We start from the raw sequence: 15,908 nt of genomic DNA, 5'->3' as shown, positions 1-15,908 counted from the left end.
CGGGCCGCCGTCGTCCGCTGTTGTGACGCGTCAGGTGCGGTTGAGCTCGCGGGAGATTGCCTCGGCCGCTTCCCGGAGGATCGGCACGGCCTTGTCGGCGAAGTTTTCATCCACCCGGGACACCGGGCCGGAGACCGAGATCGCGGTGGGTGTGGGGGCGTTGGGCACTGCCATGGCGAAGCAGCGGACGCCGAGCTCCTGCTCCTCCTCGTCGATCGAATAGCCCCGCTCGCGGATGAGCTTGAGGTCGGCCAGGAGTTCCTCCACGTCGCCGATGCTCTTGGGGGTGGGCGTGGGCATCCCGGCGCGGGCAACGATGCCCCGGACGGTGTCGTCGTCGAGCTGGGCCAGGATGGCCTTCCCGACGCCGGTGGCGTGGGTGTGGGCGCGCCGGCCAACTTCGGTGAACATGCGCATGGAGTGCAGCGAAGGCACCTGCGCCACGTAGATCACCATGTCGGAATCCAGCACCGCCATGTTGGAGGTCTCCCCCAACCGGTCCACCAGGATCTTCAGCTGGGGCTGCGCCAGCGCACCGAGCTGCTTGTTGGCCCCCTCACCCAAACGGATGAGCCGGGGGCCCAGCGCGTAGCGCCGGTTGGGCAGCTGGCGGATGTAGCCCAGCGACACCAGGGTGCGGAGCAGGCGGTGGATGGTGGGCAGCGGCAGGTCGGTTGAGGACGAGAGCTCGCTGAGGGTGACGTCGCCCCCGGCATCAGTGATGAGCTCCAGCAGTTCGAAGACGCGCTCCACCGACTGCACCCCACCGGACGCTTTTTCTGCCATTCCGTTGTCTCCTGTGGCTCGGAATCCGACAACTCTTATCCGCATCGTGAAAAGAGTTGCTTAGAACACCCAAGATACAGCACGGCCGTCCCCACGGCGATGCGGGCGTACAGTCGCATTCGGAGGGGTTGTGTTTCCATAAAGTAGATAATAATATCCATAATACGAAAACATTCGGATCAGAGCAGAAGCCGGACCCGGCCCAATCAGGAGGACATTCAATGGCGAACCCCAGCCCCGGAAATTCGATCACCCTGCGCGTGGAAGCACCGTCAAGCTTCAGCGCCACCAGCGAGCTCGCCGCAGCCGTGGGAGCTGCCGGCGCCGCGATCACCGCCCTTGACGTCACCGAGTCCCACCACGAGACCCTGGTGGTTGACGTCACCTGCAATACCACCGATGACGCGCACGCCGCCCGCGTCAAGGACGCCCTCAACGCGCTCGACGGCGTCACGGTCCAGCACGTCTCGGACCGCACCTTCCTGATGCACCTGGGCGGCAAGCTCGAGGTGGTCCCCAAGGTCCCCCTGCGCAACCGTGACGACCTCTCCCGGGCCTACACCCCCGGCGTCGCCCGCGTCTGCCTGGCCATCGCCGAGGACCCCGCAGCCGCGCGGAACCTGACCGTCAAGCGCAACACGGTGGCCGTGGTCACCGACGGATCGGCGGTGCTGGGCCTGGGCAACATCGGCCCCGCCGCGGCCCTTCCGGTCATGGAGGGCAAAGCCGCCCTGTTCAAGCAGTTCGCCAACGTCGACGCCTGGCCCGTCTGCCTGGACACCCAGGACACGGAGGAAATCATCCGCACCGTCAAGCTCCTGGCACCGGTCTTCGGCGGCGTAAACCTGGAGGACATCGCCGCGCCCCGCTGCTTCGAGATCGAGGCCCGCCTGCGCGAGGAACTGGACATCCCGGTGTTCCACGACGACCAGCACGGCACGGCAATCGTGACCCTCGCCGCCCTGGTCAACGCCCTGCGCGTGGTGGACAAGAAGATCGCGGACGTCAAGATCGTGGTGTCCGGGGTGGGTGCCGCCGGCTCTGCCATCATCCAGCTGCTGAAGGCCCAGGGTGCCCGGCACATCGTGGCCGCGGGCCGCTCCGGTGCCATCCACAAGGGTGAGGCGTACAACGATCCGCACCGCACCTGGATTGCGGAAAACACCAACCAGGAAGGCTTCTCCGGCAGCCTGCACGAGGCCCTGGTGGGCGCTGATGTCTTCATCGGCGTCTCCGCCCCGAACATCCTGGAAGAAGAGCACATCGCGTCCATGGCGAACGACGCCATTGTGTTCGCCATGGCCAACCCCACTCCGGAGGTGGATCCGGCCATCGCCTCCCGGCACGCCGCCGTGGTGGCCACGGGCCGGAGCGACTTCCCCAACCAGATCAACAACGTCCTGGCCTTCCCCGGCCTGTTCCGCGGGCTCCTTGACGTGGGGGCGAGCGACATCACCCCGGACATGCTGGTGGCCGCTGCCGAGGCAATCGCCAACCGGGTGAATGATAATGAGCTCAATGCGAGCTACATCATCCCCAGCATCTTCGATCCGCACGTGACCGCCGACGTCGCGGCAGCAGTGGCCGCCGCGGCACACGCCTCAAATGTGGCAACGGCTGCCGAACCGGCCGATTCCGCCGCGGAGCCTGCACTGGCCTCCGCCTGACCGCCCGACTTCCAGCCAAAGGAAAGGACCAGAAATGGCCATCACCGTCACCGATCCCCGTCCGATCAACCGCGCAGAGGAGATCCTCACGCCCAAGGCGCTGGCCTTCGTTGAGGAGCTCCACAACCGGTTCGCCGGCACCCGCAACGAGCTCCTGGCAGCCCGCGCCGTCAAGCGGCAGCGCGTGGCGGAAACGGGCAAGCTGGACTTCCTGCCGGAGACCCAGGACGTGCGCGACGGCGACTGGAAGGTTGCGCCCGCACCGGCAGCTTTGCAGGACCGCCGGGTGGAGATGACCGGACCCGCCTCGCCGGCGAAGATGGCCATCAATGCCCTGAACTCCGGCGCCAAGGTGTGGCTGGCGGACCTCGAGGACGCCAGCACGCCCACCTGGGCCAACGTCATCGACGCCATCCTGAACCTCCGCGACGCCGCCCAGGGCACGCTCAGCTACACCTCGGAGGAAGGCAAGGAATACCGGCTCCGCACCGACGCGCCGCTCGCCGTCGTGGTGGCCCGCCCGCGCGGCTGGCACATGCAGGAGAAGCACCTCCTGGTCAACGGCGAACCCGCCGTGGGCGCATTGGTGGACTTCGGCCTGCACTTCTTCCACATCGCCAAACAACTGGTCCTCAACGGGCAGGGCCCGTACTACTACCTGCCGAAGATGGAAAGCCACCTCGAAGCGCGGCTGTGGAACGACGTGTTCGTTTTCGCCCAGGACTTCCTCGGACTGCACCAGGGCACCATCCGCGCCACGGTGCTGATCGAGACCATCCCGGCGGCGTTCGAGATGGACGAGATCCTCTATGAACTGCGGGACCACGCCTCCGGCCTCAATGCCGGGCGCTGGGACTACCTGTTCAGCATCATCAAGTACTTCCGGGACGCCGGCGAGGAATTCGTCCTGCCGGACCGCGCGTCCGTGGCGATGACCGCCCCGTTCATGCGCGCCTATACCGAACTCCTGGTCAAGACCTGCCACCGGCGCGGCGCCTTCGCCATGGGCGGCATGGCCGCGGTCATCCCCAACCGGCGCCACCCCGAAGTCACGGAGGCCGCCTTCGAGAAGGTCCGCGCGGACAAGACCCGCGAGGCCAATGACGGGTTTGACGGCTCCTGGGTTGCCCACCCGGACCTGGTGCCCACCTGCCGCGAAGTCTTCGACTCCGTGCTCGGCGACAAGCCCAACCAGGTGGACAAGCAGCGGCCCGAGGTGTCGGTCACCGCGGAGCAGCTGCTGGACGTCCAGTCCGCCGGCGGCCAGGTCACCGAGGCCGGCCTGCGCCTGAACCTCTACGTGGCCGTTGCCTACACGGCCGTGTGGCTGTCCGGGAACGGCGCCGTGGCCATCCACAACCTCATGGAGGACGCCGCCACGGCCGAGATTTCCCGCTCGCAGGTGTGGCAGCAAATCCGCAACAAGTCCATCCTCGCGGACACCGGCAACACGGTCACCAGGGAGCTGGTGGAAAAGATCCTGGCGGAGGAAACCGAGCGGCTGCGCACCGAATTCGGGGACGAGGCGTTCCGCCGCTACTACCAGCCGGCCAGCGAACTGATCGCAGACATCTGCCTGTCGGATGATTACACCGACTTCCTCACCACGCCCGCCTACGAGCTGGTGGGCTGAGATGGCAGCACTCAAGTCCTCGCTCTCCGCGGGGGACCTCGCGCACATCGACGGGCAGCTTGCCGCCACGGACCGGCTGCTGGAACAGAACTACCCGGGCGACGACGGCTCCCGCCAACCCGTGCACACGGTGTACGTCCCCGCGGACCGTTTCACGGCGTCGTTCGCGGCCGACTGGGGCGCCCAGGCAACGGCGACGGCGGAAGCACACGGCGGCCTCGAAAACCTGGGGCGGCTACTGGGCCAGGACGCGGGCCTCGCCCAGGCCGTCGCGGGCCGCGTCGAAGCCAAGCTCACCAATGAGCCGATCGAAGACCTGCGCCTGGACTTCGAGGACGGGTTCGGGGACCGGGGCGACGACGCCGAGGACGCCGCAGCGGTTGCGGCAGCGTCCGTGGTGGCCCAGGCCGTGGCGGCGGGGTCCGCTCCCCCGTTCATCGGCATCCGCTTCAAGTGCTTTGAGGCTCCCACCCGGGCCCGTGGCCTGCGGACGCTCGACCTGTTCGTGTCCGGCCTGGCCGCAGCCGGCGAACTGCCGGACGGCCTGGTCCTCACCCTGCCCAAGGTCACCACGGTGGCCCAGGTCCAGGCCATGGACTATGCGGTCTCCCGGCTCGAGGAGATCCACGGGCTGGCCGCCGGCCGACTCCGGTTCGAGGTGCAGGTGGAAACGCCGCAGCTGATCCTGGGCCCGGACGGCACGTCACCGGTGGCGCAGCTCCCGCACGCCGTCCCCGGCAGGATCAGCGGCCTGCACTACGGCACCTACGACTACTCGGCGTCGCTGCAGATCTCCGCCGAATACCAGTCCATGGAGCACCCGGTTGCCGACTTCGCCAAGGAAGTCATGCAGCTCGCCGTGGCAGGCACCGGCATCCGGCTCTCCGACGGGTCCACCAACATCATCCCGGTGGGCGACAACGTGGAGAACGCCTGGCAGCTGCACGGGCGCCTGGTCCGAAGGTCGCTGGAACGGGGCTACTACCAGGGCTGGGACCTGCACCCGGCCCAGCTGCCCAGCCGCTTCGCCGCCACCTATGCCTTCTACCGCGAGGGCCTGCCGGCCGCCGCCGCCCGCCTGCGCAACTACGTGGAGCGGACCGAAGGCGGCGTGATGGACGAGCCCGCCACCGCCCGCGCCCTGGCCGCCTTCGTCCTTCGCGGCGTCCAGTGCGGCGCAGTGGGTGCGGAGGAAGTCCAGGCGCTTGCCGGCGTCGGACTTCCGCAGCTCACGGCGCTGGCCCATCCGCGGCTTGCCACTACTTCCAACTCCTAAGCAAAGGATTCCTTTCATGGGCAAGTACTACTCCCCCAGCGGCGGACTCCCGCCGCAGACCCACCTCACCACCGAACGGGCCATCGTCACCGAGGCCTACACGGTGATCCCCAAGGGCGTCATGACGGACATCGTCACGTCCAACCTGCCGGGTTTTTCGAACACCCGGTCGTGGATCATCGCCCGTCCCATCTCGGGTTTCGCCACCACCTTCTCCCAGCTGATCGTCGAGATCGGCCCGGGTGGCGGGGCCCCGAAGGCCGAATTCGAGGCCGGGGTGGAGGGCGTCCTTTTCGTGACGCGGGGCAAGGTCAACCTCACCCTGGACGGCGAACTGCACCCGCTGGAGGAGGGCGGCTACGCCTACCTGGCTGCAGGTTCGGAATGGGGCCTGGAAAACGTCTCTGACGATGTCGTGTCCTTCCACTGGATCCGCAAGGCCTACGAGCGCCTGGAAGGGTACGAGGCCAAGTCCTTCGTCACCAACGAAAAGGACGTGGAGCCCACGTCCATGCCGGACACCAATGACGTCTGGAAGACCACGCGGTTCACGGACTCGAACGACCTCGCCCATGACATGCAGGTGAACATCGTGACGTTCCAGCCCGGCGGGGTCATCCCGTTCCCCGAAACGCATGTGATGGAACACGGCCTGTACGTGCTGGAAGGCAAGGCCATGTACCTGCTGAACAACGACTGGGTGGAGGTGGAGGCGGGCGACTTCATGTGGCTGCGCGCCTTCTGCCCGCAGGCCTGCTATGCCGGTGGCCCCGGTGAATTCCGCTACCTGCTCTACAAGGACATGAACCGCCAGGTGAAGCTCACCTAAGCGCCCCTGACCCATCCGGGCAGACAGCAGAGGCCGTTATGGAATGTCCATAACGGCCTCTGCTGTTGATGCTGTTGGTCAGGCGCCGGGGTTCAGGACCACCTTGATGCAGCCGTCTTCCTTCTTCTGGAACTTCTCGTACAGGGCAGGCGCCCCGTCCAGGCCCGAACGGTGGGTGACCAGGTCCATGACACCCAGCGGATCGCCGTCGTCCTCCACGAGCGGGAGGATGTCATCGGTCCAGCGACGCACGTTGCACTGGCCCATGCGCACCTGGAGCTGCTTGTCGAACATGGTGAGCATCGGCATGGGGCTGGCCTGTCCGCCGTACACGCCGCTCAGGGACAGCGTGCCGCCGCGGCGTACCGCGTCGATGGAGGCGTGCAGGGCCGCGAGTCGGTCCACGCCGCCGGTCTCCATCGCCTTCTGGGCCAGCTTGTCGGGCAGGAGGCCCAGCGCCTGGTGGGCAAATCCTGCCACCGGGGATCCATGGGCTTCCATGCCGACGGCGTCAACCACCGCGTCCGGGCCGCGCCCGGCGGTCATGTCCCGGAGTTCGTCTCCAATGGTCTTGCTGTAATCGAGCGTTTCCACGCCGTGCCGTGCCGCCATTTCCCGCCGTTCAACGACGGGGTCGATGCCAATAACCCGGAAACCGCGGTGCACCCCGATGCGGCTGGCGAACTGGCCAACCGGCCCCAGGCCGAACACTGCGAGCGTGCCGCCCGCCGGGACGTCCGCGTATTCCACGGCCTGCCAGGCGGTGGGGAGGATGTCGGAAAGGAACAGGTAGCGTTCGTCCGGAAGCTCGCTGCCCACCTTCACGGGCCCGTAATCGGCGTGCGGCACGCGCAGGTACTCGGCCTGGCCGCCGGGGACTGACCCGTACAGCTCGGAGTAGCCGAAGAGGGCGGCACCGGATCCCTTTTCCTTGACCTGGGTGGTCTCACACTGGGACTGCAGGCCCTGCTTGCACATGTAACAGGAGCCGCAGGAAATATTGAACGGAACCACCACGCGGTCGCCCTTGCGGAGGTTCGAAACGCCACTGCCTACTTCCTCCACGATGCCCATCGGCTCGTGGCCAATGACGTCGCCCTTGTGCATGTAGGGGCCCAGGACCTCGTAGAGGTGCAGGTCGGAGCCGCAGATCGCGGTGGAGGTGATCCGGACGATCGCGTCCGTGGGTTCCTGGATGACGGGATCGGGCACTTCTTCAACGCTTACCGACCGCTTTCCTTGCCACGTCAGTGCTTTCACAGTCTCCCTTTCGTCTGCTGTGCCCCTGGGGTTCTCCCGGGGCGGGGCAGGGCACCCGCGGCACCCTTTCTTCGACGCTATCTGTTTTGGGCGAAAAAAGTAAGCATGCTGATTAAAAGCTTGTGGCCGCCGTCGGCTGCTCATAGCGTAGGAAGGGACCAAGGGAAGACCACGTGAAAGAGGAACGCCATGTCGTTGTACCAGCCGGAACCGGTCGAGATCTCCACCCGCATGCGTCCGGGTGAATGGACGGAAGAAAGCCTGGCGGAACTGGTCAGCACCTACCGCACGCGCGTCCGGGAAATGGGGGCGCCGGCCACAGAGGTGGCCACCGACATCGAGCGGAACGACGACGGCTCGGTGAAGGTGGTGGTGTCGTGGACAAAGCCCGCCATCGCCGGCGACGAGGATTCCGTGCCGGGAGGGCAGCCACTGTAGGCCGGTCAGCCTTCCTGGCGGTGCGGCTGCAGCGCAAGCAGCCGGCCGATGGCGCTTGAGCCCAGGTTCTGGAGCAACTGGCGCGGCCCGTCGAAGACCTCAACGGCACCCGCTTCGCGGAGCTGTGCCGCCTGGATTCCACCGCAGGTAAGTCCGATGGCAGGAATGCCCAGCGCGCCCGCCGCCTTCATGTCCCATACAGCGTCGCCCACGTAAACGGCATTGGCAGCCTCGACACCCACGGCCTCCAGGGCGGCTTCCAGGATGTCCGGTGCAGGCTTGCTCTCCTCCGCGTCGTTGGCGCTGGTGGCGGCATCAATGAAGGAGTCGGCGTCCAGCACGGAGCGCATGACCTGCAGGTCCCTTTCCCGCGCCGAGGACGCCAGGGCCACGGCCAGGCCTCCGGCATGGCACTGGCCCAGCAGGTCCTTGGCGCCATCAAGGGTGCGGAGCGAGGGCCAGTGCGAGGCATACAGCGCGCCATGGCTGGCCATGATGTCCTCATCCTCATCCCGGTTCCGGCCATCCGGAAGGAGGGTGTCCACCAGCCGGGCGCCGCCCATGCCCACGAGCTGGTGGATGGCTGCCATGGGGACGTCGTGGCCATACTGGCGGAAGGCATTCCACCAGGCGATGGTATGGATGTACGACGAGTCGATCAGCGTACCGTCGACGTCAAACAGGACCCCCCGGCGGGGGCCGCCAGGGGGTGTGGTGGATTCGGCCATCAGCCCACCGCTGCCCGTCGGGCGCCGGGGGCCTTTTTCAGCTTGGCCGCTTCCTCCTTGGGAGAACTGACCGGCCGGACGCGTTCCCGGATGACGGATCCGGCGCCGTCCAGGCTCTTGTCCCGGATCAGGCCCGTGCCGGCAATTTCCCGGGCCATCGCAACGCCCGCCACAGCGGCCCGCTTGGTGGGGAAGGTAACCGAGATGGCCATCAGGTTCCCGCTTCCGTCCATCATCCTGATCCGGTAACCGCCGTCAGGGGCATCCACGAGTTCAAAAAATCCGGCCATAACTATCACTCCTCCGTCAATCACGGCACTGTGCTTGGGAGCACTCCATGAGGTGTTAGTAAGTATACTTATCTATCCTGCGAAGGAGAAGTTCCGGCCCCGTCCGCGCCGCCTCAGCGCGTATCCGCCTGTGCAGACGGAAGGGGGGTGTCACTGCGCCGAACCGTATCCTGATGAAGCTCCAGGGCGCTAGTCACAAGGGCGAAGTGGCTGAATGCCTGCGGTGTGTTACCCAGTTGGCGCCCGGCTTTCACCGCCCACTCCTCGCTCAGGAGCCCCACGTCGTTGCGCAGTTCCAGCAGGCGTTCGAAGAGCTCGCGCGATTCCTCGTGGCGCCCCGCCCCCAGGAGCGCCTCCACCATCCAGAATGAGCACGCCAGGAAGACGCCCTCGTCGCCCGGCAGGCCGTCGTCGCTCTCTTCCGGCTTGTACCGCAGCACGAAACCGTCCTGGGTCAGCTCCCGCTGAATGGCGTCGATGGTTCCTATGACCTTGGGGTCGTCGTTCGGCAGGAAACCCACCCTCGGAATCAGCAGCAGGCTGGCATCGAGCTCCGGCCGGCCGTAGGACTGCACAAACGTATTGCGCCGGGCATCGAACCCGTTGGCCATGATGTCCCCGCGGATCTGCTCCCGCAGCGCCTCCCAGCGCTCCACCGGACCCGGCAGCCCGGACTCCCGCACGCCCTTCACCATCCGGTCCGCGGCCACCCACGCCATGACCTTGGAGTGGGTGAAGTGCCGGCGCGGCCCCCGCATCTCCCAGAGCCCGTTGTCCGGCTGGTCCCAGATGGTTTCCAGGTGCTCCATCAGGGCGATCTGCACGTCCCAGGCCTCATCCGTGTGCTTCAGCAGCGAGTTCCGGGTCAGCGCGAGGCAGTCAAGGACCTCGCCCCACACATCCAGCTGGAACTGTTCCGCAGCCGCGTTTCCGATCCGCACAGGTGACGAGTTTTCGTAGCCCTTCAGCCAGGGCAGCTCCATCTCGGGCAGCCGCCGCTCGCCATGGATTCCGTACATGATCTGCAGGTCGGCGGGGTCGCCGGCCACGGCCCGGAGCAGCCAGTCCCGCCAGGCGGCCGCCTCGGCGGTGTATCCGGCGGCCAGCAGGGCCTGCAGGGTCATGGCGGCATCCCGCAGCCAGCAGTAGCGGTAGTCCCAGTTCCGCTGGCCGCCCGGCTGCTCCGGAAGGGATGTGGTGACGGCGGCGACGATGCCCCCGGTGGGGGCATAGGTGAGCGCCTTGAGCGTCACCAGGGATCGGACCACCGCGTCCTGGTATTTTCCCTTGACGGTGCACTGCGAGGACCAGCCCCGCCAGAATGCGTAGGTGCTGTCAAGGACGTCCTCGGCATCAACACTGACCGGCCGGCCCACATGGCTTGGTGCCCAGGTGAGCACGAACGGCACCTTCTCGCCGGCGCTCACGGTGAAGTCGCTGATGGTGTGCATGTTCTCGCCGTGCAGGGGCGCAGGGGTGACCAGGTAGACGGCGTCCGGGCCGGCAATGGCGTGCAGCCCGCGCTTGTCCTTGCGGACCCATGGCACGATGTGGCCGTAGTCGAACCTCAGGACCAGCTCCCCGTGCATCTTGACTGTGCCGCTGATGCCCTCCACGATGCGGACAATGTCAGCAACGGAATCCCTGGGCGGCATGAAGTCCGTGACCCGCACCGTTCCGTCCGGCGTCTCCCACTCCGTATCCAGCACCAGGCTGCCGTCGCGGTAGCTCCGCCGGGTGCACGGTCCGCCGCCCTCCGGCGCCAGCAGCCAGCGACCCGAGTCAGGGGTGTCCAGCAGGGCGTTGAAGCACGCCGGGGAATCGAACCGCGGGAGGCAGAGCCAGTCAATGGAGCCTTCCTTGCTGACCAGCGCCCCTGTTTGAAGGTCGCCAACTACCGCATAGTCTTCGATTCGCGCCATGACATTACCCTGCCACACAGGGCTCCGAAGGGAAGGGGAATGTGCAGGTGTAGCCTGAGGCAAATGGCTATCCACATCGGCACCTCCGGCTGGAGCTACGACCACTGGGAGAACGTCCTGTACCCGCCCGGGCTGCCCGTCCGGGACAGGCTCCAGTGCTACGTCGCCAGGTTCAGCACGGTTGAACTGAACGCCAGTTTCTACCGGTGGCCCAGGGACACCACCTTCGCAGGCTGGAACAGGCGCCTCCCGCCCGGATTCAGCATGTCCGTCAAGGCACCCCGCGGGCTGACCCACGCACGCAAGCTCTATTCACCGGAGGTGTGGATTGAGCGCATCACCAGGTGCTGGCATGAGCTGGGGGACAAACGGGCCGTGCTCCTGGTCCAGCTGCCGCCGCAGCTGGAGCGCGACGACGCCCGGCTGGATTATTTCCTGGCCGCGCTCCCCTCCTGGATCAGGGTGGCCGTGGAGTTCAGGCACCCCAGCTGGGATTGCCCCGAAGTGTTCGCCCTGCTGGAGCGGCACCAGGCGGCCTACTGCATCATGAGCGGCGCCAACCTCCCCTGCATCCTGCGCACCACCGCGCCGTTCGCCTACGTCCGGCTTCACGGGCCGGATCACGAGCACCTGTACGGCGGCTCCTACTCGGACGCCGACATGCACTGGTGGGCAGACCGGATCCGCGAGTGGGACGGCGCGGGCATCGACGTGTACGCCTACTTCAACAACGACGGCGGCGGGAACGCTGTGCGGAACGCCGAGACCCTGCGGGCTTTCCTGGGCGTCAGCTGATGCCTGCTGCCGCCCTGTGGCAGAGTTAGGGCATGGACACGGCTCCGCAGAACCCAGCCCAGGACACGGCACACACACCGCGGCAGAACAAAAAAGGCCAGTACGCACTGTCGGGAAGCCAGTTCTTCCGGCTGGCGCACAGGCTTTCTGATGCGGTCAACGATGTCCGGATCACCCTCGCCAAACGGTGGGACTTCGTGCCGCAGACCATCGCCTACCAGGGCTACGGTTCCACCACCCGGGTACGGGTGCTGGGGCGGGTGCTGCTGACCCAGAAGCCGTTACCGGGAAGCAAAGCCGAGCACGAAGCGAAAAACGGGAACCAGAACATCCGGGGCTGGCGCGCCTTCACCGGGGTGCCGCTGCAGTTTACCGACGTCGAAATCACCATCGGCGACGTGGTCACCCACGTCACGGCGGACCGGGGCGGACTCATAGACACCGAGGTGGATGTCCAGCTGTCCCCCGGCTGGCATACGGCAGTCCTGCGCGCCGAGGGAACCGAGCCGGCGGAAGCACTGATCCAGGTCATCGCGCCCGGCGTGCAGTTCGGCATCGTCTCCGACATTGACGACACCGTCATGGTGACCGCCCTGCCCCGGCCATTCCTGGCGCTGTGGAACACCTTCGTGCTCAGCGAACGGGCGCGCATGGCCACGCCGGGAATGGCCGTGCTGCTGGACCGGCTGACCATTGAGCATCCCGAGGCCCCCGTTATCTACCTGTCCACCGGCCCCTGGAACGCCGCCCCCACGCTGGGGCGCTTCCTGACCCGCAACATGTACCCCAAGGGTGCGCTGCTGTTGACGGACTGGGGCCTTACCCAGGACCGCTGGTTCCGCAGCGGCCAGGACCACAAGCACCGCAACCTGGAGCGGCTTGCCGAGGAATTCCCGGACATGCGGTGGCTCCTGATCGGCGACAACGGCCAGCATGATGAGGCCATCTACTCCGCCTTCGCCGCCGGGAACCCGGAAAAGGTTGCGGCCATCGCCATCCGGCAGCTGTCCGTCAGCGAATCGGTCTTCGCCGGCGGCCACTCCGAGGACGGCGACCACACCACCTCCCGGGTGCCGTGGATCTACTCCCCGGACGGCGCCGGCATCGCCAAGCAGCTCGCCATGCTGGACCTGCTCCGGGGCTAACCATTCCGGGGCCGGCCCCGTTGCGTCCTACGCCCCGGCACCCAGGGGTGCGCCGTCGTCGGGCGCTTCATTGCCCAACAACTCCCCGTTGTCGAGCAAATCCTCACGGTCCAGCACATCCTCACTGCCGAGCAGATCCGGAACCACGGCCTGGGCGATGGTGGCGTCAGCAGCGGCAGCCAGGTCACGTTCCTCGATGAGCTCCTGGTACCAGAAGTAGGATGCCTTGGGCGTGCGGTCCAGTGTTTCAAAGTCGACGTGCAGCAGGCCAAAGGGCTGCTTGTAGCCGGCGGACCACTCGAAGTTGTCCAGGAAGGACCACACGTAGTAGCCACGCAGGTCAACGGACTCTGCCACGCCGCCGGGGGCCGTGGCCCGCAGTGCGGTTTCAAGGTGGTCGGAGATGTACTTCAGCCGCCGCTCGTCCGGGATGAACCGGGTGTTGGTGGACTTGTCCCGGACGATGATGTCCTCGAAGCTGGCCCCGCCTTCGGTGATGATCACCGGCGGCAGGTTGGGATACCGGTCCGCCATCTCCTTCAGGGCCACGGCCATGTACTCCGGCTTGACCGGCCACCCGTAGGCGGTGATGTCCGCTTCCGGCCAGGCTTCCACGTGGAATGGCGTGGCACCGCTGCCCGTGGCGTTGAGGTCGCTGCCCATGGCTTCCGCCATGCTTGACGGCACTGTACCGCTGCCTGGCCCCGCCGCCACCTTGGTGGGCATGTAGTAGTTGAGCCCGTAGAAGTCCAGGGGCTGGGAAATGATCTCCATGTCCTCGTCGGGGTGTTCGAAGGAGCTGAAGAACTTTGCGGCGCGGATCAGGTCGGGGTATTTTCCCGTCAGGACCGGGTCCGCGTAGAGCCGGTTCTGGCCCAGGTCCATGACCCCGGCGCTGATCTTGTCCAGCGGGTTGATCGAGTTCGGCACCATGGGCGAGTAGACGTTGGTCATCCCGATTTCGCCCGGCACCTTGGCAGCGCGCAGGGCCTGGACGGCGAGCCCGTGGCCCAGCAGCTGGTGGTGGACGGTGGGGAAGGCGCCCAGGGCCAGCTCCTTGCCGGGTGAGTGCAGGCCGAATGCATAGCCATTCGCGCTCACGGTGGCCGGTTCGTTGATGGTGACCCAGCGTGCCACCCGGTCCCCGAACGACTCAGCCACGATCGCGGCGTACTCCCCCAGCCGGTAGGCGGTGTCCCGGTTCATCCAGCCGCCTGCTTCATCCAGTTCCAGGGGCGTGTCCCAGTGGTAGATGGTGGCCATGGGCGAGATGCCGTTGGCCAGGAGCTCGTCCAGGAGCCGGTCATAGAACGCCAGCCCTGCGCGGTTGGCCGGCCCGGTCCCGCCGGGCTGGATGCGCGGCCAGGAGAAGGAGAACCGGTAGGAATCGACGCCCAACTGCTTCAGGAGGGCCACGTCCTGCGGCATCCGGTGGTAATGGTCCGTGGCCACCACGGGGCTGTGGTCCTCCACGATGGCGCCGGGCCTGGCCGCGAACCTGTCCCACCCCGAGGGCCCGCGGCCATCCTCATCCAGCGCCCCTTCAATCTGGAATGCTGCGGTTGCGACGCCAAGCGTGAACCCCGGGGGGATGAGCGCTGCGAGGTCCTTGGCGGTGATGTGCATTGGGGTCCAGCCTTTTGGTCACGGTGGTTTGGGTACGTCCCAGAATGTCACAGCGCAGGACGGCTGACGAGCAGCAACTCCGCGGCGGGCACCGGCGGCTACTGTGAACCGAAAAGGAACTCCTTGGCGTGCGCCACTGCCTTGCGGAAGGCGTCGTTGCGCAGGGTCACCAGGTGCTCGGAATCGCCGTCGGACGGTTCCAGGTAGCCGGTGTACCCGGGCCGCAGGACCCAGATGTCCCCCGCCGGGGGCAGGTAGAACACGCCAAAGGAACGCTGCTGCCTCTCGTCGGCCGTCCAGACCGGGACCACCGCCAAGGCCGCACCGGTGGCAGGGTTGATCCACTGCGCGCGCGGCAGCGGCTGTTCGTGCGCCTCGGGGTCCAGGAAGGGCGCGGTTCCCGGACCCCAGCGCTGCTCAAAGCGCTCATGGAATGCGGGAATGAGGTGTGAATCGTAGCGCCGCCAGTCGCTCATGCAGCTTTCCGCCTCCTTGGATGAATGGCACTGCGTTGGTTGGTTTTCCGGGGTTCAGGGCCCGCTTCAGGGCCGGATTCAGGACCAGCTTTAGGGCCGGGGCCGTTTTCAGGCCCAGGGCCCGCTCTCCCACCGCACGGGGGTGACACGGATGGGAGGCCCGGACGGGCCGCCGGTGCTGCGGACTTTCCGGACCGGAACGATGGTGGGCACCGCCGCCGTCAGCCTCCGGTCGTACTCGGCCCGGCGCCCGGGGTCACGCAGCACGTTGAACGCCTGCATGATCCTCAGGAGTTCGTCACGCTGCCCGGGGTTGCGCGCCACCGCCGGCCGGCTCCCCCCTGGCTGATTGTTCCCGTCCGCCTGCGCGCCGTCCATGTCCGGATGGTGGCTGCGCATGAGGGCCCGGTACGCATGGGAGATTTCCTGCCGGGTGGCATCCCGGCCCACGCCGAGGATGGTGTAGTAATCGGGGACGTCATTCATGCCAGCCTCCTGCTCCGCCGGTGCCCCTGCCGGGCCGGCAGGGGCACGCGAAGGAAAGCCCTACGTGTTGATCTGCTGCATCCCGCCCTGCTGGGTCTGGATTTCGATCCTGCGCGGCTTGGCCTGTTCTGCAACCGGTATCCGCAGGGTCAGGACGCCCTGGTCGTAGCTGGCCTTGATCTTGTCGGTGTCCAGGGTGTCGCCCAGGATCAGCTGGCGGCTGAACACGCCGCGGGGGCGCTCAGAGGCCACCAGTTCCACATTGGGCTGCGTGGGGTCCTGGCGCTCGGCCCGCACAGTCAGGACGTTTCGCTCGACGTTCAGGTCCAGCGAATCCACCTTCACTCCGGGAAGGTCGAACGCCACCACGAACTCGCCGTCCTCCTGCCAGGCGTCCATGGGCATGGCGGCCGGACGGGCGGCAGTCCCAAAGACCTGCTGCGTGAGCCGGTCCAGCTCACGGAACGGGTCCGTACGCATCAACATCATTTCCCACTCCTTCAGCTTCCAAGTGTTGATCTGCGTCTGCTCCACCATCACCTAATCTATGG

Annotated in this window: 16 protein-coding genes; 7 read left to right on the top strand and 9 right to left on the bottom strand. The window is 66.8% G+C overall.

Annotated features, from left to right (window positions below):
• Nucleotides 1-30: 30 nt before the first annotated feature.
• A complete protein-coding gene (locus tag AB0280_RS05680) occupies nt 31-786 on the bottom strand; it encodes an IclR family transcriptional regulator (RefSeq protein WP_224027059.1) in 756 nt (251 codons plus the stop codon).
• A 221-nt stretch (nt 787-1,007) separates the two neighbouring features.
• Here AB0280_RS05680 and AB0280_RS05675 point away from each other — a divergent pair, with 221 nt between their 5' ends.
• Genes AB0280_RS05675 through AB0280_RS05660 form a run of 4 tightly spaced genes read left to right on the top strand, consistent with a single transcriptional unit; the run spans nt 1,008 to nt 6,191 of the window.
• The gene (locus AB0280_RS05675) at nt 1,008-2,453 is read left to right on the top strand and encodes an NAD-dependent malic enzyme (RefSeq protein WP_224027060.1); all 1,446 of its coding nucleotides are present in this window, start codon (nt 1,008-1,010) and stop codon (nt 2,451-2,453) included.
• 34 nt (nt 2,454-2,487) lie between these two features.
• Nucleotides 2,488-4,086: a malate synthase A gene (aceB, locus tag AB0280_RS05670; RefSeq protein WP_224027061.1), complete on the top strand. Its 1,599-nt coding sequence runs from the start codon at nt 2,488-2,490 to the stop codon at nt 4,084-4,086.
• Between the two features lies 1 nt (nt 4,087).
• Nucleotides 4,088-5,362 (top strand): DUF6986 family protein, encoded by a 1,275-nt coding sequence (locus AB0280_RS05665; protein ID WP_366366392.1) that lies wholly within the window; start codon nt 4,088-4,090, stop codon nt 5,360-5,362.
• Nucleotides 5,363-5,378: 16 nt separating this feature from the next.
• Complete coding sequence (locus AB0280_RS05660; RefSeq protein WP_275182237.1) at nt 5,379-6,191, top strand: bifunctional allantoicase/(S)-ureidoglycine aminohydrolase; 813 nt, start codon at nt 5,379-5,381, stop codon at nt 6,189-6,191.
• 78 nt (nt 6,192-6,269) lie between these two features.
• Here the strand turns inward: AB0280_RS05660 and AB0280_RS05655 are convergent, their stop codons facing one another.
• Nucleotides 6,270-7,451 (bottom strand): zinc-dependent alcohol dehydrogenase, encoded by a 1,182-nt coding sequence (locus AB0280_RS05655; protein ID WP_275182236.1) that lies wholly within the window; start codon nt 7,449-7,451, stop codon nt 6,270-6,272.
• Nucleotides 7,452-7,640: 189 nt separating this feature from the next.
• Here AB0280_RS05655 and AB0280_RS05650 point away from each other — a divergent pair, with 189 nt between their 5' ends.
• Nucleotides 7,641-7,889: a hypothetical protein gene (locus tag AB0280_RS05650; RefSeq protein WP_224027065.1), complete on the top strand. Its 249-nt coding sequence runs from the start codon at nt 7,641-7,643 to the stop codon at nt 7,887-7,889.
• A gap of 5 nt (nt 7,890-7,894) precedes the next feature.
• On the opposite strand, the gene AB0280_RS05645 is transcribed toward AB0280_RS05650, so the two are convergent.
• The 3 genes from AB0280_RS05645 to AB0280_RS05635 form a co-directional block, all read right to left on the bottom strand.
• A complete protein-coding gene (locus AB0280_RS05645) occupies nt 7,895-8,617 on the bottom strand; it encodes an HAD family hydrolase (RefSeq protein WP_275182235.1) in 723 nt (240 codons plus the stop codon).
• On the bottom strand, nt 8,617-8,907 hold the full coding sequence (locus AB0280_RS05640; protein ID WP_141159327.1) for a ribosomal protein L7/L12: 291 nt from the start codon (nt 8,905-8,907) through the stop codon (nt 8,617-8,619). Before AB0280_RS05640 ends, AB0280_RS05645 begins: the two co-directional genes overlap by 1 nt.
• Nucleotides 8,908-9,020: 113 nt before the next feature.
• On the bottom strand, nt 9,021-10,829 hold the full coding sequence (locus tag AB0280_RS05635) for a glycoside hydrolase family 15 protein (protein WP_224027067.1): 1,809 nt from the start codon (nt 10,827-10,829) through the stop codon (nt 9,021-9,023).
• A gap of 63 nt (nt 10,830-10,892) precedes the next feature.
• On the opposite strand from AB0280_RS05635, the gene AB0280_RS05630 reads away from it, so the two are divergent.
• Both AB0280_RS05630 and AB0280_RS05625 read left to right on the top strand, forming a co-directional pair.
• Complete coding sequence (locus tag AB0280_RS05630; protein WP_224027068.1) at nt 10,893-11,624, top strand: DUF72 domain-containing protein; 732 nt, start codon at nt 10,893-10,895, stop codon at nt 11,622-11,624.
• Nucleotides 11,625-11,656: 32 nt separating this feature from the next.
• A complete protein-coding gene (locus AB0280_RS05625; RefSeq protein WP_275182234.1) occupies nt 11,657-12,769 on the top strand; it encodes an App1 family protein in 1,113 nt (370 codons plus the stop codon).
• A gap of 27 nt (nt 12,770-12,796) precedes the next feature.
• On the opposite strand, the gene AB0280_RS05620 is transcribed toward AB0280_RS05625, so the two are convergent.
• The 4 genes from AB0280_RS05620 to AB0280_RS05605 form a co-directional block, all read right to left on the bottom strand.
• Nucleotides 12,797-14,395: a glycoside hydrolase family 1 protein gene (locus AB0280_RS05620; protein ID WP_275182233.1), complete on the bottom strand. Its 1,599-nt coding sequence runs from the start codon at nt 14,393-14,395 to the stop codon at nt 12,797-12,799.
• A 98-nt stretch (nt 14,396-14,493) separates the two neighbouring features.
• On the bottom strand, nt 14,494-14,871 hold the full coding sequence (locus AB0280_RS05615) for a hypothetical protein (RefSeq protein ID WP_224027071.1): 378 nt from the start codon (nt 14,869-14,871) through the stop codon (nt 14,494-14,496).
• Nucleotides 14,872-14,979: 108 nt separating this feature from the next.
• A complete protein-coding gene (locus tag AB0280_RS05610; protein WP_307491646.1) occupies nt 14,980-15,357 on the bottom strand; it encodes a J domain-containing protein in 378 nt (125 codons plus the stop codon).
• 60 nt (nt 15,358-15,417) lie between these two features.
• Nucleotides 15,418-15,843, bottom strand: a complete 426-nt coding sequence (locus AB0280_RS05605) for an Hsp20/alpha crystallin family protein (RefSeq protein WP_159635154.1) — start codon at nt 15,841-15,843, stop codon at nt 15,418-15,420.
• Nucleotides 15,844-15,908: the final 65 nt, after the last annotated feature.

Source organism: Pseudarthrobacter sp. 902506025 (genome assembly GCF_040702325.1).
GTDB lineage: Bacteria > Actinomycetota > Actinomycetes > Actinomycetales > Micrococcaceae > Arthrobacter.
Note: the sequence above shows the minus strand (reverse complement) of the source record. Positions and strands in the feature narration are given on the sequence as shown.

What these genes read in the sequence shown, in the direction of transcription:
- AB0280_RS05680 (WP_224027059.1), bottom strand. Translation starts at nt 786, where the DNA reads ATGGCAGAAAAAGCGTCCGGTGGGGTGCAGTCGGTGGAGCGCGTCTTC.
- AB0280_RS05675 (WP_224027060.1), top strand. Translation starts at nt 1,008, where the DNA reads ATGGCGAACCCCAGCCCCGGAAATTCGATCACCCTGCGCGTGGAAGCA.
- aceB (WP_224027061.1), top strand. Translation starts at nt 2,488, where the DNA reads ATGGCCATCACCGTCACCGATCCCCGTCCGATCAACCGCGCAGAGGAG.
- AB0280_RS05665 (WP_366366392.1), top strand. Translation starts at nt 4,088, where the DNA reads ATGGCAGCACTCAAGTCCTCGCTCTCCGCGGGGGACCTCGCGCACATC.
- AB0280_RS05660 (WP_275182237.1), top strand. Translation starts at nt 5,379, where the DNA reads ATGGGCAAGTACTACTCCCCCAGCGGCGGACTCCCGCCGCAGACCCAC.
- AB0280_RS05650 (WP_224027065.1), top strand. Translation starts at nt 7,641, where the DNA reads ATGTCGTTGTACCAGCCGGAACCGGTCGAGATCTCCACCCGCATGCGT.
- AB0280_RS05645 (WP_275182235.1), bottom strand. Translation starts at nt 8,617, where the DNA reads ATGGCCGAATCCACCACACCCCCTGGCGGCCCCCGCCGGGGGGTCCTG.
- AB0280_RS05640 (WP_141159327.1), bottom strand. Translation starts at nt 8,907, where the DNA reads ATGGCCGGATTTTTTGAACTCGTGGATGCCCCTGACGGCGGTTACCGG.
- AB0280_RS05635 (WP_224027067.1), bottom strand. Translation starts at nt 10,829, where the DNA reads ATGGCGCGAATCGAAGACTATGCGGTAGTTGGCGACCTTCAAACAGGG.
- AB0280_RS05630 (WP_224027068.1), top strand. Translation starts at nt 10,893, where the DNA reads ATGGCTATCCACATCGGCACCTCCGGCTGGAGCTACGACCACTGGGAG.
- AB0280_RS05625 (WP_275182234.1), top strand. Translation starts at nt 11,657, where the DNA reads ATGGACACGGCTCCGCAGAACCCAGCCCAGGACACGGCACACACACCG.
- AB0280_RS05620 (WP_275182233.1), bottom strand. Translation starts at nt 14,395, where the DNA reads ATGCACATCACCGCCAAGGACCTCGCAGCGCTCATCCCCCCGGGGTTC.
- AB0280_RS05615 (WP_224027071.1), bottom strand. Translation starts at nt 14,871, where the DNA reads ATGAGCGACTGGCGGCGCTACGATTCACACCTCATTCCCGCATTCCAT.
- AB0280_RS05610 (WP_307491646.1), bottom strand. Translation starts at nt 15,357, where the DNA reads ATGAATGACGTCCCCGATTACTACACCATCCTCGGCGTGGGCCGGGAT.
- AB0280_RS05605 (WP_159635154.1), bottom strand. Translation starts at nt 15,843, where the DNA reads ATGTTGATGCGTACGGACCCGTTCCGTGAGCTGGACCGGCTCACGCAG.